19 protein-coding genes are annotated in these 21,768 nt (G+C 74.0%); 10 read left to right on the plus strand and 9 right to left on the minus strand.

Going from position 1 to position 21,768, the window contains the following annotated elements; translation table 11 throughout:
• Positions 1-1,113 (minus strand): DUF3866 family protein, encoded by a 1,113-nt coding sequence (locus tag LZ495_RS09435; protein ID WP_235051584.1) that lies wholly within the window; start codon positions 1,111-1,113, stop codon positions 1-3.
• A gap of 223 nt (positions 1,114-1,336) precedes the next feature.
• Here LZ495_RS09435 and LZ495_RS09440 point away from each other — a divergent pair, with 223 nt between their 5' ends.
• From LZ495_RS09440 to LZ495_RS09475, 8 genes are all read left to right on the plus strand, one after another.
• On the plus strand, positions 1,337-2,359 hold the full coding sequence (locus LZ495_RS09440) for a helix-turn-helix transcriptional regulator (RefSeq protein WP_235051585.1): 1,023 nt from the start codon (positions 1,337-1,339) through the stop codon (positions 2,357-2,359).
• Entirely contained in the window at positions 2,356-3,312 is a 957-nt protein-coding gene (locus LZ495_RS09445; protein WP_235051586.1) for a helix-turn-helix transcriptional regulator, read from the plus strand. The genes LZ495_RS09440 and LZ495_RS09445 overlap by 4 nt, the downstream gene beginning before the upstream one ends.
• Positions 3,313-3,441: 129 nt before the next feature.
• Positions 3,442-3,663, plus strand: coding sequence for a hypothetical protein (locus LZ495_RS09450; RefSeq protein ID WP_235051587.1), 222 nt, complete (start codon positions 3,442-3,444; stop codon positions 3,661-3,663).
• Positions 3,664-3,683: 20 nt separating this feature from the next.
• On the plus strand, positions 3,684-3,869 hold the full coding sequence (locus tag LZ495_RS09455) for a hypothetical protein (protein WP_235051588.1): 186 nt from the start codon (positions 3,684-3,686) through the stop codon (positions 3,867-3,869).
• Positions 3,870-4,045: 176 nt separating this feature from the next.
• On the plus strand, positions 4,046-4,354 hold the full coding sequence (tatA, locus tag LZ495_RS09460) for a Sec-independent protein translocase subunit TatA (protein ID WP_235051589.1): 309 nt from the start codon (positions 4,046-4,048) through the stop codon (positions 4,352-4,354).
• Positions 4,355-4,387: 33 nt separating this feature from the next.
• A complete protein-coding gene (gene tatC / locus LZ495_RS09465; protein ID WP_235051590.1) occupies positions 4,388-5,335 on the plus strand; it encodes a twin-arginine translocase subunit TatC in 948 nt (315 codons plus the stop codon).
• Positions 5,336-5,450: 115 nt separating this feature from the next.
• Positions 5,451-6,389 carry a diacylglycerol kinase gene (locus LZ495_RS09470; protein ID WP_235051591.1) on the plus strand — a complete coding sequence of 313 codons (939 nt, stop codon included), beginning with the start codon at positions 5,451-5,453 and terminating at the stop codon, positions 6,387-6,389.
• 93 nt (positions 6,390-6,482) lie between these two features.
• Positions 6,483-9,257: a DEAD/DEAH box helicase gene (locus LZ495_RS09475; RefSeq protein ID WP_235051592.1), complete on the plus strand. Its 2,775-nt coding sequence runs from the start codon at positions 6,483-6,485 to the stop codon at positions 9,255-9,257.
• Positions 9,258-9,309: 52 nt separating this feature from the next.
• Here LZ495_RS09475 and LZ495_RS09480 read toward each other — a convergent pair whose 3' ends face one another.
• The 8 genes from LZ495_RS09480 to LZ495_RS09515 form a co-directional block, all read right to left on the minus strand.
• Positions 9,310-9,924 carry a hypothetical protein gene (locus LZ495_RS09480; protein ID WP_235051593.1) on the minus strand — a complete coding sequence of 205 codons (615 nt, stop codon included), beginning with the start codon at positions 9,922-9,924 and terminating at the stop codon, positions 9,310-9,312.
• Between the two features lie 21 nt (positions 9,925-9,945).
• Positions 9,946-10,329 (minus strand): hypothetical protein, encoded by a 384-nt coding sequence (locus tag LZ495_RS09485; RefSeq protein WP_235051594.1) that lies wholly within the window; start codon positions 10,327-10,329, stop codon positions 9,946-9,948.
• A 659-nt stretch (positions 10,330-10,988) separates the two neighbouring features.
• Positions 10,989-12,992: a sigma-70 family RNA polymerase sigma factor gene (locus tag LZ495_RS09490; protein WP_235051595.1), complete on the minus strand. Its 2,004-nt coding sequence runs from the start codon at positions 12,990-12,992 to the stop codon at positions 10,989-10,991.
• A gap of 364 nt (positions 12,993-13,356) precedes the next feature.
• Positions 13,357-14,082 (minus strand): hypothetical protein, encoded by a 726-nt coding sequence (locus LZ495_RS09495; RefSeq protein WP_235051596.1) that lies wholly within the window; start codon positions 14,080-14,082, stop codon positions 13,357-13,359.
• A gap of 177 nt (positions 14,083-14,259) precedes the next feature.
• Complete coding sequence (locus tag LZ495_RS09500) at positions 14,260-15,192, minus strand: 5'-3' exonuclease (protein WP_372498547.1); 933 nt, start codon at positions 15,190-15,192, stop codon at positions 14,260-14,262.
• Between the two features lie 49 nt (positions 15,193-15,241).
• Positions 15,242-15,898, minus strand: a complete 657-nt coding sequence (locus LZ495_RS09505) for a GNAT family N-acetyltransferase (protein ID WP_235051597.1) — start codon at positions 15,896-15,898, stop codon at positions 15,242-15,244.
• A gap of 100 nt (positions 15,899-15,998) precedes the next feature.
• Positions 15,999-16,415, minus strand: a complete 417-nt coding sequence (locus tag LZ495_RS09510) for an STAS domain-containing protein (protein ID WP_235051598.1) — start codon at positions 16,413-16,415, stop codon at positions 15,999-16,001.
• A gap of 188 nt (positions 16,416-16,603) precedes the next feature.
• Positions 16,604-17,830, minus strand: coding sequence for an amino acid deaminase/aldolase (locus LZ495_RS09515; RefSeq protein WP_235051599.1), 1,227 nt, complete (start codon positions 17,828-17,830; stop codon positions 16,604-16,606).
• A gap of 310 nt (positions 17,831-18,140) precedes the next feature.
• Here LZ495_RS09515 and LZ495_RS09520 point away from each other — a divergent pair, with 310 nt between their 5' ends.
• The gene (locus tag LZ495_RS09520) at positions 18,141-19,697 is read left to right on the plus strand and encodes a carboxyl transferase domain-containing protein (RefSeq protein ID WP_235051600.1); all 1,557 of its coding nucleotides are present in this window, start codon (positions 18,141-18,143) and stop codon (positions 19,695-19,697) included.
• Between the two features lie 559 nt (positions 19,698-20,256).
• The gene (locus LZ495_RS09525) at positions 20,257-21,009 is read left to right on the plus strand and encodes an SseB family protein (protein ID WP_235051601.1); all 753 of its coding nucleotides are present in this window, start codon (positions 20,257-20,259) and stop codon (positions 21,007-21,009) included.
• The last annotated feature ends 759 nt before the right edge of the window (positions 21,010-21,768 follow it).

Raw genomic sequence — 21,768 nt, forward strand, 5'->3', positions numbered from 1 at the left:
TCAAGCAGTGGTGGTTGGCGCAGTGGTGGGCGGCAGCAGGGTCGCTGCGTGGCGTCCTGCGGCTGCCGAGGCCAGGAAGTGCGCGTAGTCCTCGTCCAGTCCGCGGCCCATCGTGGACAGCTTCACCGGTGCGGACCGCAGCGCCTCGTCGAGTCCGTCGACCGGCACGGTGACCACACGATGCCGGGCGCGCAGCGGCGCGACGTCGGCGACCAGCTGTGAGGCCAGGGGTTCGGCGACCTCCGGGACGATGACATCGGCGGCCACCAGGGCCACACGCCCGTATGCGGTGAGGCTGTGGTGCGAGATGCCCTGGTGCCGTTCGCGCGCATCCGCGTCGGAGATGCGCAGTGCGGCGACCGCACGGCCGCCCAGCGCCGCCGCGGCGTTGACCGCCTCGCCGGCCGCGACGCCGGAGAAGCCCCAGCGGGTGTCGGTGCCGAGGTTGCCCGGCCCCTGGGTCACCACCGCGATGTCGGCGCCGAGGACGTGCCGGGCGGCGAGCAGGCCGGTGTGCACGGTGACCGCCTCCAAGTCGCCGCCTACGGCCTGACCGGTCGTGACCGTACCGGCCAGCCAGCCGGCCTCGCGCAGCGCCGCAGCGGTCATGGAGAACCACGCAGGCAGCGCGCCCCCGTCCGTCATCACGTAGACGATGCGCGCGCCGGGGCGCACCGCGCGCACGCCCGCGCAAATGGCGGGCAGGGCGGAGTGCAGGTCCGCGACGACGACGGGCATCGCGCCCAGGTCGTCCGCGTCGCGGAGCACGTCGTGGTGCGGCGAATCCTGTTCGTCCGCGCCGAGCACGACCGCTTGCAGGGGCGAGTAGCGGCCCTTGACGAGATGCCCGGGGCCGGCGGGCGGGTCCGCGGGCAGCCGGTCGGGGAGCGCGACGACCAGGGCGTATCCGCCGGTGCCGAGCCCCATGGTCTGCGCGGTGGTGTTGAGCAGCACGGTGTCGCCGGGCTCGGGCCGACCCACGAGCTCCGGGTAGGCGAGCGCCCGCACCGATGCCCCCGCGTTCCCGTCGTCCTCGATGCGGACGGTCAGTTCGACCGCGCCGCGCCACTCGCGCCGGATGTCCACTACCTCACCGCGCCGCCACGTGATCACGGTGGGTGAGGCTAGTGGAGACGCCCGCGCAAGGCGAGTCGGCTGCGCAGAGCCGCTGCCGGCGCTTGGCAGCCGGTCGCACAGAGTGCGCGCGGACGCGGTACGGTCGGGGCGGAACGCGCTGCGCTGCCCCGTGAGTCACACGCCGGGGAGCGGGCTGCGCCCGGACACCGGACAGGCCGGACACACCGGACAGTCGAGCCAAGCCAAGGGGCGGGAACGGATGGCGATCCCCAAGCAGGAGCGGTTGGTGAGCCTGGTCATGTGCCTGCTCGCCGCGCGCCGGTACGTCACGAAAGAGGAGCTGCGCTCCTCGATCGAGTCGTACCGCATGTGCACCTCCGACGAGGCCTTCGACCGGATGTTCGAGCGCGACAAGGACGACGTCCGCGAGCTGGGCTTCACCATCGAGACCGGCGCGAACGACCCGCTCGTGGAGTCGGCGGACGGCTACCGGATCCGCCCCGAGCACAACACGCTGCCGCCGGTCGACCTCGACCCGGAGGAGGCCGCGGCGCTCGCGCTGGCGGCGGGCGCGTGGCAGCAGTCGTCGCTGTCCGGTGCCGCGACGGGCGCGCTCTACAAGCTGAAGGCGGCCGGCGTCGAGATCGACACCGCACCGCTGACCTCGGTCGAACCGCGGGTCACCGCGCGGGAGTCCGCGTTCGGCCCGCTCCTGGAGGCGCTGCGGGCGCGGCGTCCGGTGCAGTTCACGTACCGCGGTTCCGGCGCCGCCGAGGCCAGCCAGCGGGTCGTGGAGCCGTGGGGCATGAGCTGCTGGCGCGGCCGCTGGTACCTGGTCGGCTGGGCGCGCGACCGCGAGGAGCAGCGGGTGTTCCGCCTGGAGCGCGTGCTGGACAAGCCCAAGCCGAAGATCCTGCGCGAGGAACTGCGCGCGCCGGTCCCGGAGAACGTCGACATCCGGGCGCAGGTCGCCCGGTTCGCGGGCGAGGGCGGCGAGGGTTCGGCGCGGATCCGGCTGCGGGCCGGCGCCGGTTTCCCGCTGCGCGCCCGGGCCACTGCGGTGAAGCAGGTCGACGAGGCCTGGGACGAGCTGGAGTTGCCGTACGGGCACGGCCTGCACAGCTGGCTGGCCGAGTTCGGTGCGGACGTGGTGGTGCTGGACCCGCCGGACCTGCGCGGCGCGGTGGTACGGCAGTTGCGGGCCGCGGCCGGCCTCCCGGTGGGTGCGGGAGCCGCGGGCGTCGGGGCGGGGCACGAGGCGAGTGAGGGCATTTCCGCATGAGCAATGCACTGGATGACACCCGCCGGCTGCTGTCGCTGGTCGCGTACCTGCGGGAGCGGCCCGGGGCGCGCCTGGAGGACGTGGCGCGTGCTTTCGGCCACGACATCGGCGCCATCGAGGCCGACCTGGGCACGCTGCACATGTGCGGCACCAGCTTCATGGCCGACGACCTGCTCGAACCGCACGTGGACGCGGACGGCCGGGTGTGGCTGGACAACGCGGACGCCCCGGTGCGGCCGGTGCGGCTGGCCCCGCACGAGGCCCTGACGCTGCTGGTCGCGCTCCGCGCGCTGGCCGGGCTGTCCGGGCTCCGGGACCGGGACCGCGAGGCGCTGGGCCGGGTCACCGCCAAGCTGGAGGACGCGGCGGGCGAGGCGGCCCAGGTCGCGGCGCACGTGAGCGTGGAGTTCGAGGCCGAGGAGTCGTCGTTCGCGACGATGGACCGGGCGATCGCCGAGAAGCGCGTGCTGAAGCTGAGCTACTACGTGCCGCGCCGCGACCAGGTGACCGAGCGCGTGGTGGACCCGGTGCGGCTGCTGCTCGTCGAGGGCCGCCCGTACCTGCTGGCCTGGTGCCGTACCGCGGAGGACCGGCGGCTGTTCCGGCTGGACCGGGTGGTGGCCGCGGAGCTGCTGGACGAGGCGTCCGAGCCGCCCACGGTGGCGCCTTTCGATCCGGCGGACGGCCTGGTGCAGCCGACCCCCGACGACATCGAGGTCGTCCTCGAACTGGGGCCCGGCGGGCGCTGGGTGCGGGAGTATTACCCGTACGACAGCCTCGAGGAACTGCCGGACGGCGGCCTGCGGTTGACGCTGCGCACGCCGGACCCGTCGGTGATGCGCCGGCTGGCGCTGCGGCTGGGCGAGCACGGCCGCGTGGTGGCGCCCGCCGAGCTGGCCGACGAGGTGCAGCGGACCGCCGAGGCGGCGCTGGCGGCGTACGCGGGCGTCTGACGCCGCTGCGGCCTCTTGCCCGGCGCGGCAGGACGGCAGGACAGTAGTGCGGCGGTGCAGCAAGACCGAGGGTCCAGAGTCCGACCGGTGCGCTCTGCGCGGGCGCGCTGCACACATGAGGAGCGGCGGATGGCGACGTTCACGGCGCGTTGCCCGGAGTGCGGCCGGGTCGAGCTGACGGCGGATCAGCTGCGGCTCGTGCTCCGCAGGGACAAGCCGGGGGAGCCGAGCAAGTCGTTCTACGTCTTCCGCTGCCCGGGCTGCGACGACTCGGTGCGGCGCCCGGCCGGCGAGAAGATCGTCGAACTGCTGTCGGACGGCGGCGTGCCGTCGATGCAGGTCGCGGGCTGAGCCCCGGGTAGGGTCGCGCCATGCTTCTGTGGGTTCTGCTCGCCGCCGCGCTGCTGCTGGTCGTCGCGGGTCTGGCGGTCCTGGGCCGGCTGGCCTTCCGGCTGGCCCGTGAGGTGCGTCACTTGGCGGGGGAGATCGGCGATGCGACGGACCGCATCGGCCGTGCTGCGGCCGATCTGGACGACGCCCGCGCCGGCCTCCACTGAAAATTTAGTCAATCCTGGGTCTGTACAGGGCTGACAGGTTGGAAGATCGTGGATTAACGTCCGGTCACCAACGGGTTCTCAAAGCGCCCGGTGTTCGCCACGATGGCGTTGCACAGCCGTAACACTGATCGGCGTACGATCGGACCCATCAACCCCCCGGTTATGAGGTAGCAACTATGTTCGGCAGGCTTGGACCCACCGAGATCATCCTGATCCTGGTCATCGTCGTTCTTCTGTTCGGTGCCAAGAAGCTGCCGGACACCGCTCGGGCGCTCGGCCGCTCGATGCGCATCCTCAAGAGCGAGGCCAAGGCGATGAAGACCGACGACGCGCAGGCCGACGCGGCCGCCGCGAAGCCGGCCGACACCGCGGCCGAAGCCCCCCGGACGATCCAGGCGGCGCCCGGCGACGTGTCGCAGGCGCGCCCCGTGAGCGAGCCCGTGTCGCAGCGCCCCGTGGGCGAGCCCGACGCGAACCGTCGCTGACCCTTTCCAGCCCCCCGGAGTCGGCCCGCCAAGGTGAGCGAACGCAGAGGGCTCTGGCGTAAGCCTGCCCGCCCGCCCAAGAACGACGAGGGGCGCATGCCCCTCATGGACCACCTGCGCGAACTGCGCAACAGGCTGGTCAAATCGCTGCTGGCCATCATGGTGGTCACCATCCTGGCGCTGTTCTATTACCGGGACATCGCCAAGTTCCTGGTGGACCCGGTCTGCGACCTCGACAGCGTCAGCGGCGTCGGCAACGACGTCGAGTGCGGCCAGGGCATCCTCGTGCAGTCGGGTGTCCTGAACCCGTTCTCGACGATGCTCAAGGTCTCGCTCACCACGGGCGTCGTGGCCGCCGCGCCCATCTGGCTGTGGCAGCTGTGGGGCTTCCTCGCCCCCGGCCTGCACAAGAACGAGAAGCGGTACGCGGTCGCCTTCGTGGGCCTGGGCGCGCCGCTGTTCGCGGCCGGCGCGTGGTTCTCGTACTCGATCCTGCCGCACGCGCTCGACGCGCTGCTCGGCTTCACCATTGCGGACGCGAACAACCAGCTGCAGTTCGACGAATACCTCGACTTCGTGCTCCGCATGATCATCGTGTTCGGGCTGGCGTGCGAACTGCCGCTGATCCTGATCCTGATGAACGTCGCGGGCCTGGTCACCGGCCGGCAGCTGATCGGCTGGTGGCGCTGGGTCGTCATGGGCATCTTCGTCTTCGGTGCGGTGGCCACGCCGACCACCGACCCGCTGACGATGTGCCTGCTGTCGGTGCCCATCACGGTGCTGTACCTGGTCGCGGTCGCGTTCTCGCTCATCAACGACAAGCGCCGCGGCAGAAGCCGCAAGGCGGCCCTGGGCGGCGACGTGGACGACGACGAGGCGTCCGCGCTCGACCTGACCCCGTCGCCCGCCGAGCCGGCCACCCCGGCGCCGCGCAGCCCGGAGCCGGAACCGCAGTCCGTGCACGCGGACGACATCACCTGATCCCGAGTCCGGTTCGGAATCCGAGCCGGTGCCCGGGCCGGAGCCTGACCGGGCACCCCGCGCTTCCCGAGCCCTGACCAGCGGAGATGGCACGCCCTGCACTACTGTGCCGGGCGTGTCCCGTGAGATCGCACTCTTCGTGAACCCTGCCGCAGGCCGCGGCCGTGCCGCCCGTGCCGCCGCCCCCGTGGCGGCCGGACTGCGCGCCGCGGGCCTGGTGGTCCGCGAGATCCGCGTGCCGACCGCGGCCGACGCGCTGGAGCGGCTGCGCTCCGAGGTGCGCGGCGGCGTCGGCTCGGTCGTCGCGGTGGGCGGCGACGGCACCGTCTCGCTCGCCCTCCAGGCAGTCGCCGGCACCGGCGTGCCGTTGGGCGTCGTCCCGATCGGGTCGGGCAACGACTTCGCGCGGACCGTCGGCCTGCCGGTCGGCGACGCGGCCGCCGCGGTCCCGGTGATCGCCGCGGGCCACACCCGCGACCTGGACCTGGGCCGGGTCGGGAACCGCTGGTTCGGCACCGTGATCGCATCCGGGTTCGACTCGCGCGTCAACGAGCGGGCCAACGCCATGACGTGGCCCCGCGGCCGGATGCGCTACAACCGCGCGGTGGTCGCCGAACTGCCCGCGCTGGGGCCCATCCCGTACGAGATCGAACTGGACGGCAAGCCCCTCGAGGTCGAGGCCATGCTCGTCGCGGTGGGCAACGGCAGCTCCTACGGCGGCGGCATGAAGATCTGCCCGGACGCCGACATGACCGACGGGAAGTTCCAGATCACCGTGGTCGGCGCCTGCGGGCGGCTGGAACTCCTGCGGGTGCTGCCGCGCGCCTACAGCGGCCGGCACGTGGACCATCCCGCGGTCACCACCTACGAGGCGTCCGTCGTGTCGCTGTCCGCGCCCAAGGTGACCGCATGGGCGGACGGCGAGCGGATCGCCGCACTGCCGGTCACCGCGACCACCGAGCCCGGCGCGCTGCGGCTGCTCTGCCCGGCGCCCGCCGGCGACGTGCCGCGCCCCCGGATAAACGTGATCACATCCGAGGACGCCGCCCGGTAACCTGCTCGGTGAGATGCTTCTCGATCCTTGCCGCGGCGACTGCTGCGATCCCCGAGTCCTGAACAGCGCGCGACCGAAGAGCGGGTGGTCCGAATGACGAAACCGGACCGCACTCCCGACCCTTCCGAGGCTGCCGAGCCGTCGCCCGCAGAGCGCTTTGCCGCCGCCCGCGCGCGGCAGATCGAGGAACGCACCAGCCTGCACGCCTTCCGCAGCGAGTACGAGTTCGGCCTCGACCCCTTCCAGGAAGAGGCCTGCCGGGCCCTGGAGGCCGGGCGCGGCGTCCTGGTCGCGGCACCGACCGGCTCCGGCAAGACGGTGGTCGGCGAGTTCGCCGTGCACCTGGCGCTGGAGCAGGGCCGCAAGTGCTTCTACACGACGCCGATCAAGGCGCTGTCGAACCAGAAGTACGGCGACCTGGTCAAGCGCTACGGCGCCGACAAGGTCGGCCTGCTGACCGGCGACAACTCGGTGAACGGCGACGCACCCGTGGTCGTGATGACCACCGAGGTGCTGCGCAACATGCTGTACGCGTCCTCGCACACCCTCGAAGGCCTCGGCTACGTGGTCATGGACGAGGTGCACTACCTCTCCGACCGGTTCCGCGGCGCGGTGTGGGAGGAGGTCATCATCCACCTGCCGCCGTCGGTCACCCTGGTGTCCCTGTCCGCCACGGTGTCCAACGCCGAGGAGTTCGGCGACTGGCTCGGCACGGTCCGCGGCGACACCGAAGTGGTCGTCTCCGAGCACCGCCCGGTCCCGCTGTGGCAGCACGTCATGGCCGGAAACCGCACGTACGACCTCTTCACCGACGACAACCACCGCGAGGTCAACCCGGACCTCACCCGGCTGGCCCGGGAGACCAACGAGCGCAGCGGCCGCCCGTACGACCGCTACCGCAAGTCCCGCGGCCGCGACGAGGGCACCCGGGCCCGGCGGGTGTGGACGCCCAGCCGCGTGGACGTCATCGAGAAGCTCGACGCGCAGGGCCTGCTGCCCGCGATCACCTTCATCTTCAGCCGGGCGGGCTGCGCGGCCGCGGTCCAGCAGTGCCTGCACGCGGGCCTGCGGCTCAACACGCAGGCCGAGCGCGACCAGGTCAAGTCCATCGTGGAGTCCCGCACCGGGCACATCCCGGACGAAGACCTCCAGGTGCTCGGCTACTTCGAGTGGCTCGAAGCCCTGCAGCGCGGCATCGCCGCGCACCACGCGGGCATGCTGCCGACCTTCAAGGAGGTCGTCGAGGAGCTGTTCGTACGCGGCCTGGTGAAGGCCGTGTTCGCCACCGAGACGCTCGCGCTCGGCATCAACATGCCCGCGCGCTCGGTGGTGCTGGAGAAGCTCGTCAAGTGGAACGGCGAGACGCACGCCGACCTCACCGCGGGCGAGTACACGCAGCTCACCGGCCGCGCCGGGCGCCGCGGCATCGACGTCGAGGGCCACGCGGTCGTGCTGTGGCACCAGGGCTTCGACCCCAAGCACCTGGCCGGCCTGGCGGGCACCCGGACGTATCCGCTGCGCTCGTCGTTCCGGCCCTCGTACAACATGGCGGTCAACCTGGTCGGCCAGGTCGGCCGGCACCGCTCGCGCGAGCTTCTGGAGACCTCGTTCGCGCAGTTCCAGGCGGACCGCTCGGTCGTGGGCATCGCCCGCCAGGTGCAGCGCAACGAGGAAGGCCTGGAGGGCTACCGGGAGGCGATGACCTGCCACCTGGGCGACTTCGAGGAGTACGGCGCGCTGCGCCGGCAGCTCAAGGACCGCGAGACCGCGCTCGCCCGCGAGGGCGTCGCGAACCGCCGCGCGGAGGCCGCCGCGTCGCTGGAGAAGCTCAAGCCCGGCGACATCATCGTGGTGCCCACCGGCAAGTACGCGGGCCTGGCCGTGGTGCTGGACCCCGGGTTCGACGACGGCCACGACGGGCCGCGGCCGTTCGTGCTCACCGCGGACCGGCAGGCCCGCCGGCTGGCCTCGATCGACTTCCCGACCCCGGTCGCACCGGTCGAACGCATGCGCATCCCGCGGTCGTTCAACGCCCGCAACCCGCAGTCGCGCCGCGACCTCGCGTCCGCGCTGCGTACCAAGGCCGGCCACATCGAGCCGTCCCGCCCGCGCCGCGGCCGCTCGGCGGCCGCCGACGACCCGGAGATCACGCGGCTGCGCGCGGCCATCCGGCAGCACCCCTGCCACGGCTGCGACGAACGCGAGGACCACGCGCGCTGGGCCGAGCGCTACTACCGGCTGGCCCGCGACACCGAGCAGCTCGAACGCCGTATGAAGGGCCGCACGCACACCATCGCGCGGACCTTCGACCGGGTCTGCGGGATGCTCACCGACCTGGGCTACCTCACGGGCGACACGGTCACCGAGGACGGCCGGCGCCTCGCGCGCATCTACGCCGAGCTCGACCTGCTGACCGCGGAGTGCCTGCGCGAGGGCCTGTGGGAAAACCTCACGCCCGCGGAACTGGCCGCGTGCGCCTCGGCGCTGGTCTTCGAGGCCCGCCAGCCCGACGACGCCCTCGCCCCCAAACTGCCGGGCGGCGCGGCGAAGTCGGCGCTGGCCGACATGGTCCGCCTGTGGGGGCACTTGGACGCCCTGGAGGACCGCCACCACCTGGACTTCCTCCGCGAACCGGACCTCGGCTTCGCCTGGACCGCGTACAGCTGGGCCTCGGGCCGCCGCCTGGACGCCGTCCTCGGCGAATCCGACCTCCCGGCCGGCGACTTCGTGCGCTGGATGAAGCAACTTGTCGATGTCCTGGGCCAGATCGCCGACGCTGCGCCGGACAACGGCCAGGTCCGCAGCACGGCCCGCAAGGCGGTCGAGGCGGTGCGCCGCGGGGTCGTGGCGTACTCGTCGTTGAACTGACGCATGGCTCGGGGCGCCGGCCGGGACTCCATGAGGAGGCCCGGCCGGCGCTTCAGTCTTGCGGCGGCAAGGCGAACGCCTCCCGCAGGGCCGCGGTCAGCCGCGCGGCCTGCGCAGGCACCTGCGCAACCGCCCAGGCGTGCGCGAGGGCGGCGAAGCCGGCCAGATCCTGCTCGGCACCGGCCAGGAGCCTCCGCAGCTCGTCGGGCGCGACGTCGATGAACGGGCTGTTTGCCGCCTCGCCGTCCACGGTCAACCGCACCCGGTCGCCCAGGCGTTCGGCGGTCGGGTCGGGACCGTGCCCGAAGCCCGCGAAGCCGCTGCCGTCGAGCACGTCGTACCAGGCGAGCCGGTCCTCGAAGCCGTTGCAGCACCCGGGCAGGAAGACCACGCCGGACGCACTGTCGACCACCCGCATGCCGCCGGGCGCGAGTGCTCCGTCGCCGGTGAGCAGCGCGTCCAGGAACGCGGCACGGGGATCGCCGGAGGGCCCCGCCTCGGGCGCTACGTCGTTGTAGCGGGCCAGCGTCATGACCGCGGTCCCGACCTCGGCCGGGGACATTCCGCCGTGCAGCGCCAGGTAGCCGAAGCCGTCGGAGGCGACCACCGGCCACAGCGCGAAGCCGTCGTCGGCGGCCACTTCGAGGACGGGCTGCATCACGATCATGCCGCCATTGTCGCGCGGCGGTCAGCCGGCGAGGGCGACCACCGCCTCGGCGTCCATCACCGCACGCAGCGCGTGCCACGTGCGCGGGGCCTGCTCGCGGACCGCCTCGGCAAGCCGCACCTCGGCGGCGACGTACGGATGCCGGTAGGTGCCCGCGGCGTTCGCGTCCAGGCCGTACACGCCGATGGCGTCGGCGTGGACCGCCAGCAGGCACAGCGCCTCGGCGGGCAGCAGCCAGACCGCCGCGTCCGGATCCCGCCCGGCGAACTCCGCGGCCAACCCGGCCAGCGCAGCACCGACCTCGGGCGAGCCCGCATGCTGCCGCGCCAAGGTGCCCAGCACCATACGCACGTCGGCCGGGACGACGACAACGGACTCGCGGGACAAGCTGATCGGCTGAGGCATACCAGCATGGTTGCGCCCCGCACCGACACGAGGCCCGGAAGGCGACTGCGGGCACGCGCCGCCGTCGCGGCAGCGCCCCAGGCACGGTCGAGTCACCGCCGCGGCACCCGAACGCTGACCATCCGGGCATGCGCACGGCTGCCCTGCCGAGGACACGCGCAAGGACGCGTAGGGGCGGTGCTCACGGCCCCAGCGCTCACGCGGGATCTCCACGTTCCCGGCTTGGCCGGGCTGTCGCGGGCGACCGAGCGACGGCGAACCAGCCCGGCAACTCTCCGGCCGGTCCGAACCGGACATCACCTGGGGCGGTCGGCGCAGTGCAGGCCCTGGCGACCGGTGCCCCGCGGCGTGCAAGGGGCCTGGGGGTGCGGTCAGAGGGCGCCTGGCGTGGCCGGCCCGGACCGCACGTCGCTTGGGGCGGTCGGCGCGCTGCGGGCCCCTGCCGACCGCCGCCACGCGGCGTGCCGGCGTCCTGGGGCTGCGGTCAGAGGGCGTTGAGCGGCGGCACGGTTTTTCGGTGTCGGGGGCGACCCCCGCACTTCCGCTCGGTCCGGAGGTCACCTGCGGCGGTTGGTGAGGCGTGGGTCGTCTGCCCACCAGAACCGCACGGCACTTCGGTCCCCTGGGGGTGACCCGCGTACCTGCGTCCGGACCGGAGGTTACTTGCGGCAGATGGTGAGCCTGGGGTTGCCTGGTTGGCCGAAGTCGCGGCATGTCGGGGCGGGGGTGGGGCGGTTCGGGTTGGCGGGGCGGTTGGGGACGGTCAGGGTGACGTGTTCGCAACGCGGCATGCCGGCATTCGGGACCGGCTGGCCGGCGCACTCGAAGCGGGCGCGGCCGTTGTCGATCACGATGCGGGTCGGCTCGACGATGATCGTCGGCTTGCCGGGCTTCGGGGGCTTGGTCGGCTTCGGCGGGTCCGGCTTCGGGGGCTTCGGGGACTTGGACGGCAGCGCCGCGGCCGGCGGCGGGGCCGGCTTCGTGGTGGGCTGCACGGGCGGGGGAGCCGGCTTCGGGGGCGGGCTCTTGGGCGGGGTGGGCTTCGGGGGCGGCGGGGTGGCCGGCGGGGTCGCCGGGGGCTGGACCGGCGGCGCGGGAGGGGGCGTGGGCTTGGGCGGCGGGGTGGCGGGTGAAACCGCGGGCGGCGGGGCGGCCGCGACCGGCTTCTTCGGGTCGTCCTGATTGGCCACGAACGCCCAGGCCACCGCGGCGACCACGGCGATCGGGGCACCCGCGATCGCGGCCGCCTTCACCATGGTCCCGCCGCCCTCGGCGGCGGCTCCGGCCCCGGCGCTGCCGCCGGAGCCCGCGCTGCCCGCACCCGCGGCACCAGCCGACCCGGCTCCGGCACCTGCGCCGGCTCCCGCCGACCCCGTGCCCGCGGCGCTTGCGCCGACCGCGCCGGTGCCGCCCGCGACTGCCGCGCCGACCGCCGCGGCAGCTGCCGCGGCCGTCGCCAGGTACGCCAGTCCGGCCGCGCCCAGCAGGCCTTCGGCGACGACGCGCATGCACGTGCTGACACTTGCCAGTTCGACGCACGCCGCACGGCACCGGTCGCACGCGTCCAGGTGCGCCTTCACGCTGTCCTCGGCGCGGTCGCCGAGCCGGTGCCGTACGTAGGCGCCGTAGTTCTTGGCGAACGGGCGGCACTCCTTGGGCAGTCCGTTCTCGACGTAGACCTTGAGGTACGCCTCCCGCAGGCCGTCGCGGGCGCGCTCCTTGAGCTTCGACAGCGCATTGGGGCTGACCCCGAGGAGCGGCGCGACCCGGTCGCGGGGCTCGCGTTCCACCTCGGTGTACCAGAGCACCGCCTGCCAGCGCTCCGGGAGTTCCTGGAACGCCTTGGCGGCGAGGTTGCGGTCCGTCGCGGCGACCGCGGGGTCCTCCGGCTCGCCGCCCGGGCTCGCCTCGTACGCGGCGACGTCGTCGGTGAGCAGCACGCGGCGCTCGTTGCGCGCCCAGTCGCCCGCCACGCGCCTCACCGTCGTGAGGAGGTAGGGGCGGCATGCCTCGCGCGGTCCGTGGCCGGAGCGCAGGGCGTGCAGCGTGCGGGTGAAGGTCTCGCCGACGAGGTCCTCGGCGTTCTCGCGGGTACGGGTGCACAGCCGGGCGAGCCGGCGGACCGCGTCCACGTGGCGCTGGTACAGGACTTCGTACGCGGCGTCGTCGCCGTCCCGGACCCGGTCGGCCAAGTACGCGTCGGACGGGCCGTCGTCGCCGCGGTCGGCGGCGTGCTGGTGCTCGGCGCCCGCACCGCCGTCGTCGGCGCCGGGCGCGGGTTCCGGGGCGTCGCCGGGCAGGCCCGGTCCGGGCCCGGGCGGCCCGGGTTCGGGGCGCGGCGCGGGGCCGGTGCCGGCCGCTGCGGTGTCGTCCGGAGGCCCGAGGGGGGCCGGGACGGCACCGGGCGCTGCGGGGTCGGCCGGCCCGGTACCGGTCGCGCCGGCTCCGGCCGGCTCGTGCCCCCGCGGAGCCGGGAACGGTCCGCGGCGGTGGCGGGCGGTGCGCTGCCCGGGGACGACGGGGTGCGGCGGTCCGGCGTGGCGGCCCTGGCCGGGGACCCAAGCGGCGTCCGGGCCTTCGGCCGGCTCCGGTGCGGGGTCGGCCGGCTGCTCCGGCGGCTGCCGGTCGGGACCGGAGGCCGAAGGGTCGTCCTCGCGTGACACCCGTGACCCCCTTGAGCGGTGCTCGTCGCCCCGGTAGCTGCTGCGGCCTCGGTCGGCTCTGTCGTCAGCATCGTGGCGATCTCGCGGGGATCTGTCCAGATCGTCAGGGGGCGTGCGCGGTAAGGGTTGTGCGCTCCGGCGCGCGTAGTGCAGAGCAGGCGCGAGGATTTCCCGTTCGCGCCCGCCCCGAATTTCGCGACGCAGCCGGGGTGACGCTGCGTCATGTGCTGTCCCGCAGACCCCCCGCGGCGGACGGGACAAGCCGTACATGCGGTGCGAGAGGTGCAAGAAGTGCGCGAAATGCTGGAAGTGCCACCAACATACGAACAGATGGAACGGGAAGTGCGGGTGGTGCTGTACACGTTCAGCTCCCCTGGGGAGTACCGGGCTCGACGGCGAGCCGGACGTGCGGGCGTGGGACGGAGGGGACGTGTCCGGGGGCGCCCTGGACCCCGGACAGCGGGTCCACGGGCGCGCGGCAGAGCCGGTCGAGCCGGTCGGTGAGGGCGGGTTCGTCACCGTCCACGAGCGCCATGAGGCGGCCCGCCGGCACGGCGTGCACGTCTTCCTGGAGGGCGCGCTCCATGTGCCGGGCGGTCAGCAGCAGGTGCCGCAGGTGCGCCCAGAAGCGCGACTCGGCGACCTCGAGCTGGACCACCACGAGCCGGGTGCGCTCGCCGGCTCCGGCGCGCGCCTGCAGGCTCCGCTGCAGGACGGCGGCGGAGGGCAGTTCGGTGAGGGGGTCGGTGCCCGGCGGCAGCGTGCCGGGCGCGGTGGCGCGGGCGCGGGCTCCCACGTACGCCTGGACCACCGCGGCGGGGGCCGCGTAGGCCAGTGCGCACAGGAAGAGCGCGTCCAGTTCGGCGAGCGCCACGTCCAGCGGGATCTCGGCGGCCGCGCGGTCGCGGCCCAGCGCGAGGCAGGCGGCCCGGACGTGGCCGGTCGTCACGAACGACTCGATGCACAGCTCGACTGCTTCGCTGTGCCATTCGACGCGGGAGGGCCAGCCGGCCCGCTGCGTCACACGGTGCCACTCGCCCCGCAGCCAGGCGGGGTCGGCGGTCGATGCGATGTCACACTCGGTACCCATGCCAAGGGAGACCGGGGTCCCCCCGAGAAGTGACGCGACTTCCGAGTAATATTCGATGTGACCTGGGTCACACTCTCATTGCGCGCCCGGCGCGCAGCGGGGTGACCCTTTCGAGCGAGAGCTTTGCCTTGCCTTGACCCCCTTGCGAGGGTCGCTCGCAAGGGGGACGAAGTCGGGTCAACTGCCGCCTGCGAGCACCGCCACGAGGCGCTGCACCGAGGTGTTCAGGCCCCAGCGGGCGGCCAGCGCGTCCACCGCGGCGGGATCGCGGGGCGCGCGGGGGAGCGCGAGGTCCAGACCCGGCGGAACCGGAACATCGCGGACGACCTGCACGACCCCCGGAGCCACGTCCAGATAGTCCGCGGCCGCCACGATGTTGCGCCGACGCGCGGGAGTCAGCGACGACGCCGGGTCCTCGGCCGCCGCCCGCACCCCGGCCAGGTCCCCGAACTCGGCGATGAGCTGCGCGGCGGTCTTCTCGCCGATGCCCTTCACGCCGGGCAGGCCGTCGGACGCATCGCCGCGCAGCGTCGCGAAGTCCGCGTAGGACGACGCCGGCACGGCGTACTTGGCCAGCACCGCGGCCTCGTCCATCACGTCGACCACGCCGACGCCCTTGACCGGGTACAGCACCCGTACGCCGCGCTTGTCGTCGACCAGCTGGAACAGGTCGCGGTCGCCGGTCACGATGTCGACCGGCAGCAGGGACTGCGTCGCGAACGTCCCGATCACGTCGTCCGCCTCGAAGCCCGGCGACCCCACGCGCGCGATCCCGAACGCGGCCAGCACCTCCTCGATCACCGGGACCTGCGGGCTCAGCGTGTCCGGGACCTCCTCGGTGTCGGGGGCGTCGCCCTCGACCTCCTCGGCGACCCGGTGCGCCTTGTACGACGGGATGGCGTCCACCCGGAACTGCGGGCGCCAGTCGTCGTCCCAGCAGGCCACCAGCTGGTCCGGGCGGTGGTCGGCGACCAGGCGCGAGATGAAGTCGAGCAGCCCGCGCACCGCATTGACCGGGGTGCCGTCCGGAGCCTTCATCGACTCGGGCACGCCGAAGTAGGCGCGGAAATAGAGCGACGCGGTATCGAGGAGCATCAGTTGTCCAGGCACGCGCCCTATCGTGCCGTACAGGTGTGCCACAGGCCCCGATGCCGCGCGCTCAGCCTGCCGGGCCGAGGCCGAACATCTCCAGGCAGGCGCCCAGGCCGTGCAGTTCGACCGGCACGGTCCGGTGCGCGAGCCACGCCTCGCGGTCCAGCCGGACGCGCTGGAAGAGGCGCTGCCGCCCGTCCGGCGCCGCGTACACGTCGATCCCGTCCGGCACGTACCCGAGCTTGCGCGAGACGCCCAGCGAGGCCGGGTTGTCGGTGAACGCCGACGACACCGCCCACTGCGCGCCCAGCCCCTCGAACGCGAGGTGCAGCACCGCGGCGCGCATCTCCGCGCCCAGCCCGTGCCCGTGCCGCCGGCTCTCCAGCCACGAGCCGGACGAGACCTGCCGGGTGACCGGGAAGTCCGCCCCGCTCAGGTCCTGCGCACCCGCGGGCACCCCTTCGTGGAAGACCACCAGGTCCAGCGTCCAGTCCTCGGGTGTCCACGACGCCCACTGGTGCCAGTGGTGCTGCAGGGCCTTGCGCGAACGCTCCGGCTCGGGCAGCGCCGTCCAGGGGAAGTTGAACGGCATGTAGTCCGGGTCGTGCACGCCGCGCGCCACGGCCGCGAAGAGGCCGTCGAAGTCCTCCATGCGGGGCAGCCGCAGCTCCAGGCGCGGCGTGGTCACCCGCAGGCCGAACAGCGGCCAGTGGTCGGTGATCATGTCCGATCTTCCCGCGGCCGCGATGCCGGGCGCGAGCCGGTTTCCGGCGCGCCGCGGCGTGCTGCCGGGCAGGCCGGTGCAGTTCGGCGGTGCCCCCGCCTCAGACCGAGAACTCGTCCAGGACTTCCTGGAGCGTGTCGCGGACCCCCAGGATGTCGATCAGCCCCGTCATGCGCAGCGTCGCCCGCACATGCCGGTCCGGCGCCGCGAGCCGCAGCCCGCCGCCGCATGCATGCATCGCCTTGAACGCGTCGATCAGCACACCCAGCCCCACCGAGTCGCAGAACGTGAGCGCCGTGGCGTCGACCACGATACGGCGGCAGCCGCCGTCGATGAGGTCGATCAGCGTGCGGTGCAGGAGCGGGGCGTTGTGCAGATCGAGTTCGCCGTGCAGGTGGACGACGGCGCACCCGCGCCAGATCGTCACCCCGGTGACGGGGTGTTCCTGACCGAGCATGCCGAGCCGCGCGACCATGGCCTCGACCTTTCCGTGGTCGGGACGGAAGTGGAACCTCACGGCGCCGACTGCATTCTGAAGCATGCGGGGCGCCGTGGACAGTCCTTGCCGAGCGCGTCTTGGTCGGGACCGGGCGGATCGCGGGTGACTTGGCCGGTTAAGGGGGCTTTCGAGGCTTGTCGGGTTCCGAAAAACCGGGCATTCCCCCGGCTCTGACGGAAGATCAGCAGCGCGCCGTCACCGCCGCGTCACAGGAACGTGCGGCCCTCTCCGCGGTACGTCGGGACCGTGCCGACGACCTCGTCGCCGGACACCAGGTGCAACTGCTCGAACCGCTCGCACAACTCGCCCGCCTTGGCGTGCCGGAACCACACCCGGTCGCCGATCAGTAGGTCGTCCGCGGCGCTCCCGCGCAGCGGCGTCTGCACCTCGCCGGCGCCCTCCTGCGGGTCGTACGCGAGGCCCTCGGGCAGGTACGGCTGCGGCAGCCGGTCCCGGCCCGCCGCACCGGACGCGGGGTAGCCGCCGCCCAGCACCGACACCCAGCCCACCCCGGGCCGGCGTACCACCGGCAGCGCGAACAGCGCCGCCGGGCGCCCCGAGAACGACGTGTAGTCGTCGAACAGCCGCGGCTGGAACAGCCCCGAACCGGCCGCGACTTCGGTGATGCACGGCTCCGCGGCGGTGCGCTCCACGCTGCCGGTGCCGCCGCCGTTCACGAACTCCAGATCCGCCACCGCGCGCACCGCCCGGACGATCTCCGCCCGGCGCGCCGCGAGCTCCGCGCCCGCGCGCGCCTGCATGAACCGGATCGCCCGCCCGTACAGCGCGCGCCCCTGCGGCGCATCCCCGACACCGGCGATCTGCGCCTCGTAGGCCATCAGCCCCACCAGGTGGAACTGCGGCCGCTTCACGACCTGTTCGGCCACCTCGGCGACCTGCTCGGGAGAGTGCAGCGGGGACCGGTGCGCACCCACCCGGATCCGCCCGCCGAACGGCTGCCACGAGCAGTCGATGTCCACGCACACCCGGATCCGCTCGGTGCCGTCGCCGCGCACCCGGTCGATGTAGTCCAGCTGCGCCACGTCGTCGACCATCACCGTCACGCGCGCCGCCGCCACCGGGTCCGCGGCCAGCGCCCGGTACGCCTCGCGGTCCGTCGACGGGTACGCCACCAGTACGTCCTCGACGCCCTGCGCGGCCAGCCACAGCCCCTCCGGCAGCGTGAACGCCATCACGCCCGCGAACCCGTCCAGCTCCAGCACCTCGCGCAGCAGCGGCAGGCAGCGCACCGACTTGCTGGCCACCCGGACCGGCACCCCGCCCGCGCGGCGCACGAGGTCGGCGGCGTTCGCCCGGAACGCCTCGAGGTCGACGATCGCGAACGGCGCGTCGAGATGCGCGGTGGCACGGTCGTAGCGGGCCCGGTCGTCGGAGCGGCGGTACGCGGTGCGCGGGGTGGTGAGGCCGGTCATGGGCGCAGCCTGCCAGATCCGGTTACCAGACGGTAGGGCGAGTGGCCCGCGGCCTGGCCGGGCAGGCCGGAACCGCGGCATCCGGTCCCGCGCCCGGACGGGCGGTTCCGGCGGCATCCGCCCCTCCCCGCCGGTTTCCGGCGGCCCGCCCGCCCCCGGTGCCGGATCCTCCGCCTCGGAAGGGTCCCCCACCACGCGTGCAGATCATGGCAAGGTGCTCAGTGATCCACTTGTTCCCCACGTTCCACCTCGCGCCGGCGCACTCTCGCCACTCACCTCGCGGCCCGGCCAGGCCGGGAAGGCGGACCCCATGCACGTGCGTGCCCTCGACCTGATCGACACCGTCCTCGATCCGGGCAGCTTCACCGCCTGGGCCGACCCGCTGCCGGAGCCTGCCGGGATCGAGCCGCGCTACGCCGAGGAACTGCGCGCCGCACGCGAGAAGACCGGCCTGGAAGAGTCCCTGGTCACCGGCGAAGGCCGCATCCACGGGCGGCGCGTCGCCGTCGCCGCCTGCGAATTCGCCTTCCTCGCCGGGTCCATCGGGGTGGCCGCGGCCGAACGCCTGGTCCGCGCCGTGGAGCGCGCCACCGCGGAACGCCTCCCGCTGGTCGCCTCGCCCACCTCCGGCGGCACCCGCATGCAGGAAGGCACCGTCGCGTTCCTGCAGATGGTCAAGATCTCCGCCGCGGTCGCCGCCCACAAGGCGGCCGGCTTGCCGTACCTCGTCTACCTGCGGCACCCCACCACCGGCGGCGTCTTCGCCTCGTGGGGCTCCCTCGGCCACGTCACCGCCGCCCAGCCCGGCGCGCTCATCGGCTTCCTCGGCCCGCGCGTCTTCGAGGCCCTCAACGGCGAGCCGTTCCCGACCGGCGTCCAGGTCGCCGAGAACCTGTACGAACACGGCCTGCTCGACGCCGTCGTCCCGCCCGGGCAGTTGCGCGAGATCGTCGGCAAGGTCTTCGCCGTCCTCGGCCCCGACGATGATCCTGATGACACGCCCCCGCCCGCGCCCGCTTCCGCCGCCGCCACTGCGCCCGCCCCCGCCGCGCCCGTCGAGCCTGCGCCCTTCCCGGACACCCCCGCCTGGCACAGCGTGCAGCGCTCCCGCGACCCCGAGCGCCCCGGCCTGCGCACCCTCCTGCGGCACGGCGCCCAGTCCGTCACCCCGCTGCGCGGGACCGGCGAAGGCGAGAGCGAACCCTCGCTGCGCCTCGCCCTCGCCCGCTTCGCCGGCCCCGGCTCCGCGGGCCGCCCCTGCGTGGTCCTCGGCCAGGACCGCACCCGGCAGAGCGAGTACGGCCCCTTCGGGCCGGCCGGCCTGCGCCAGGCCCGCCGCGGCATGCGCCTCGCCGCGGAACTCGGGCTGCCCCTGGTCACCGTCGTCGACACCGCCGGCGCCGCGCTCTCCGCGGACGCCGAACAAGGCGGCCTGGCCGGGGAGATCGCCCGCTGCCTCGCCGAACTCGTCATGCTCCCCGCCCCGACCGTCTGCCTCCTCCTCGGCCAAGGCGCGGGCGGCGGCGCGCTGGCCCTCCTCCCTGCCGACCGCGTCCTGTGCGCCCAGCACGGCTGGCTCTCCCCGCTGCCCCCGGAAGGCGCCTCAGCCCTCCTCTTCCGCAGCACCGACCGCGCCCCGGAGATCGCCGACCGCCAGGGCATCCGCGCCGCGGACCTCCTGGCGCACGGGATCGTCGACCGGATCATCCCCGAACTCCCCGATGCGGCAGCCGAACCCGAGTCCTTCGTACGCCGCGTCGCGGCCACCCTCGAACACGAACTCACCGCGCTCCAGGCGGACACCCCGGAGGACCGCATGCATCGCCGCCTCGCCCGCTACCGGAACCTGGGCCTGCCCGAGGTGTAAGACCGGCCGACGCGCGAGGAGGACAGGGGCTTCGCCGCCTCGGATTTTCGCTCTGCGGCATAGCGAAGGCGGCACCGAGGCCACCTAGTTCACGGCGGGCGATGCGCGCTGAGAGCTCCGCGACGCCCCGCGCCCCGGCATGTACCGCGTCGGAAGCTGCCTGAGGGGGGAGCGGTCGCAATCGAGATCCGGCTCGGCGGCTCCGGTCGCTGGTCCGCCCCCGCAGGGCGGCCTTTTCGCCTGGCCGGCGCCACCCGTACGCCAAGCCGGGGGCTCACTCGTACGGGTGAGCGACCGGTGATCGGCTGGCGGCAACTCCGGGGGTGCGTAGCCTGATTCACGTTCGGGATCACGGGTCGTAGCAGCCCGTCCCGCGCCGCGTGGCGGCCGACGACACTGATCGCAGAGTCGTCCGCACCGCGGGCCGCAGCCCCGGACGGGATGCCGCGCGCGGCCCAGTGGTCAAGCCGCGCGCGGCATCCCAGCGCCGGTGCCGTGCAGGTCCGGGGCCCGTCCGGGGCGGTCCGGAGGGGTGCCGCCCGGGCGTTAGGGTCGAGCCGTGGACTTCACCGGCAAGAGCATTCCCGACCCCGGATTCTCCGGCGACGACGGCACCGCCGACGCCGCCCTGGCAGCGGCACTGGCCGCCGACGCGGAGGACGCGTCCGGGCCCGAGGCGGTACTCGGTGCACTCGCCGGGGCGCGCCTGCTCGTCCCGGTGGTCGCGATCCTCGGTGAACTGGAGGAGACCGCCCCCGGCGAGCTCGCCCGCGAGAAGTCCAGCGACATGGCGATCCCCACGATCGTCGGCCCCGGCGGCCGCAAGGCGCTGCCCGCGTTCACCTCGACCGAGGCCCTGGCCCGCTGGCGCCCCGACGCGCGTCCGGTACCGGTCGACGCCCGCCGCGCCGCGCACGCCACGTACTCCGAAGGGGCGGACACGCTCCTGCTGGACCTCGCGGGCCCATACCCCTACGAGGTGACCGGCGCCGCACTGCGGGCGCTCGCCGAGGGCCGCGAGCTGACCGCTCCGCACCTCGACGAGCAGGTCCGCACCGCAGTACGGGACGCCGCGGCAGCAGAGGAGGCGGTCACCGCCGTGTACCTGACCGCAAGCCCCACCGCCGACCTGCAGCTCACCCTCGCCACGACGGCCACCCCCGCAGAAATCACCGCCGCCGCCCAACGCATCGCCGCCCGCCTGGCCGAGAACGACATCCTCCGATCCCGCCTGACCCGAGGCCTGGACTTGGCCCTGCTACCCCCCGACGCAGCGCCCCCGGCACCCCCGCTGTACATCCGCACCCCCTGACCACCGGCAAGGCGCCCCCGCTCGGCCGTGCGCACGAGGGCGGACGCGCCTCCACCGCAGCCGGCAAGACAGCGCCCCGACGCGCACCCGCTCGGACGGCGCACGTCTGCGGGCAATCACGCCGCCCAAGCCGCCACCTGGCCCTGCATGTCCCGAGCTTGGGCCTGGCCCCGTTGCCCCCCGACGCAGCGCCTCCGGCCCCGCCGCTGCGCGTCCGCAGTGGCTGACCACTCGCAGCGCCGCCTCGGCGATAGGCCAACGCCCGCTCGCGCCTGCCTCCGGCCCGTTGCTTCCGCCTGACACGGCACCCCCCCCGGCGCCGCTGTCGTCCGGACCTGCTGATCGCTCACGGCGGTGCCGACCCCGCGCGGCCGCGACGCGAGGCGTGGTCGCGACTCCGCCAGCCGTGCTGCCGCGGCGCGGCACCGCCCGAAGGCCCGTGGGCGGGCCGTGTCGGGGTATCGCCGTCGCGACTGCAGCCGCCCGAACGGCATGCGGCCCGTCGCTCCGCTCCGTATCCGTGCGGTGTCCGTGCGCGCCGGCCGCCCGCGTGCGGCCAGTGCTGCTGTGGAGCCCAGCCTGGCTCGCCCTCGCGGCACGTGATTCCCTGCCGTGCCGGAGGCGCCCCGCCGGAGTGCCGCTCGGGTGCCCGGGCAGGCGCGCCTGGGTGTCTGCGGTTGTTCTTGCCGCTGTGGCATCCCCGCGGGGGCGCGAAGGCGCCCGTACGCTCGGTCGGGCTGCAGGGGGCAGCAAACGCGT

It is taken from the genome of Yinghuangia soli (genome assembly GCF_021502675.1).
Taxonomy (GTDB): domain Bacteria; phylum Actinomycetota; class Actinomycetes; order Streptomycetales; family Streptomycetaceae; genus Yinghuangia; species Yinghuangia soli.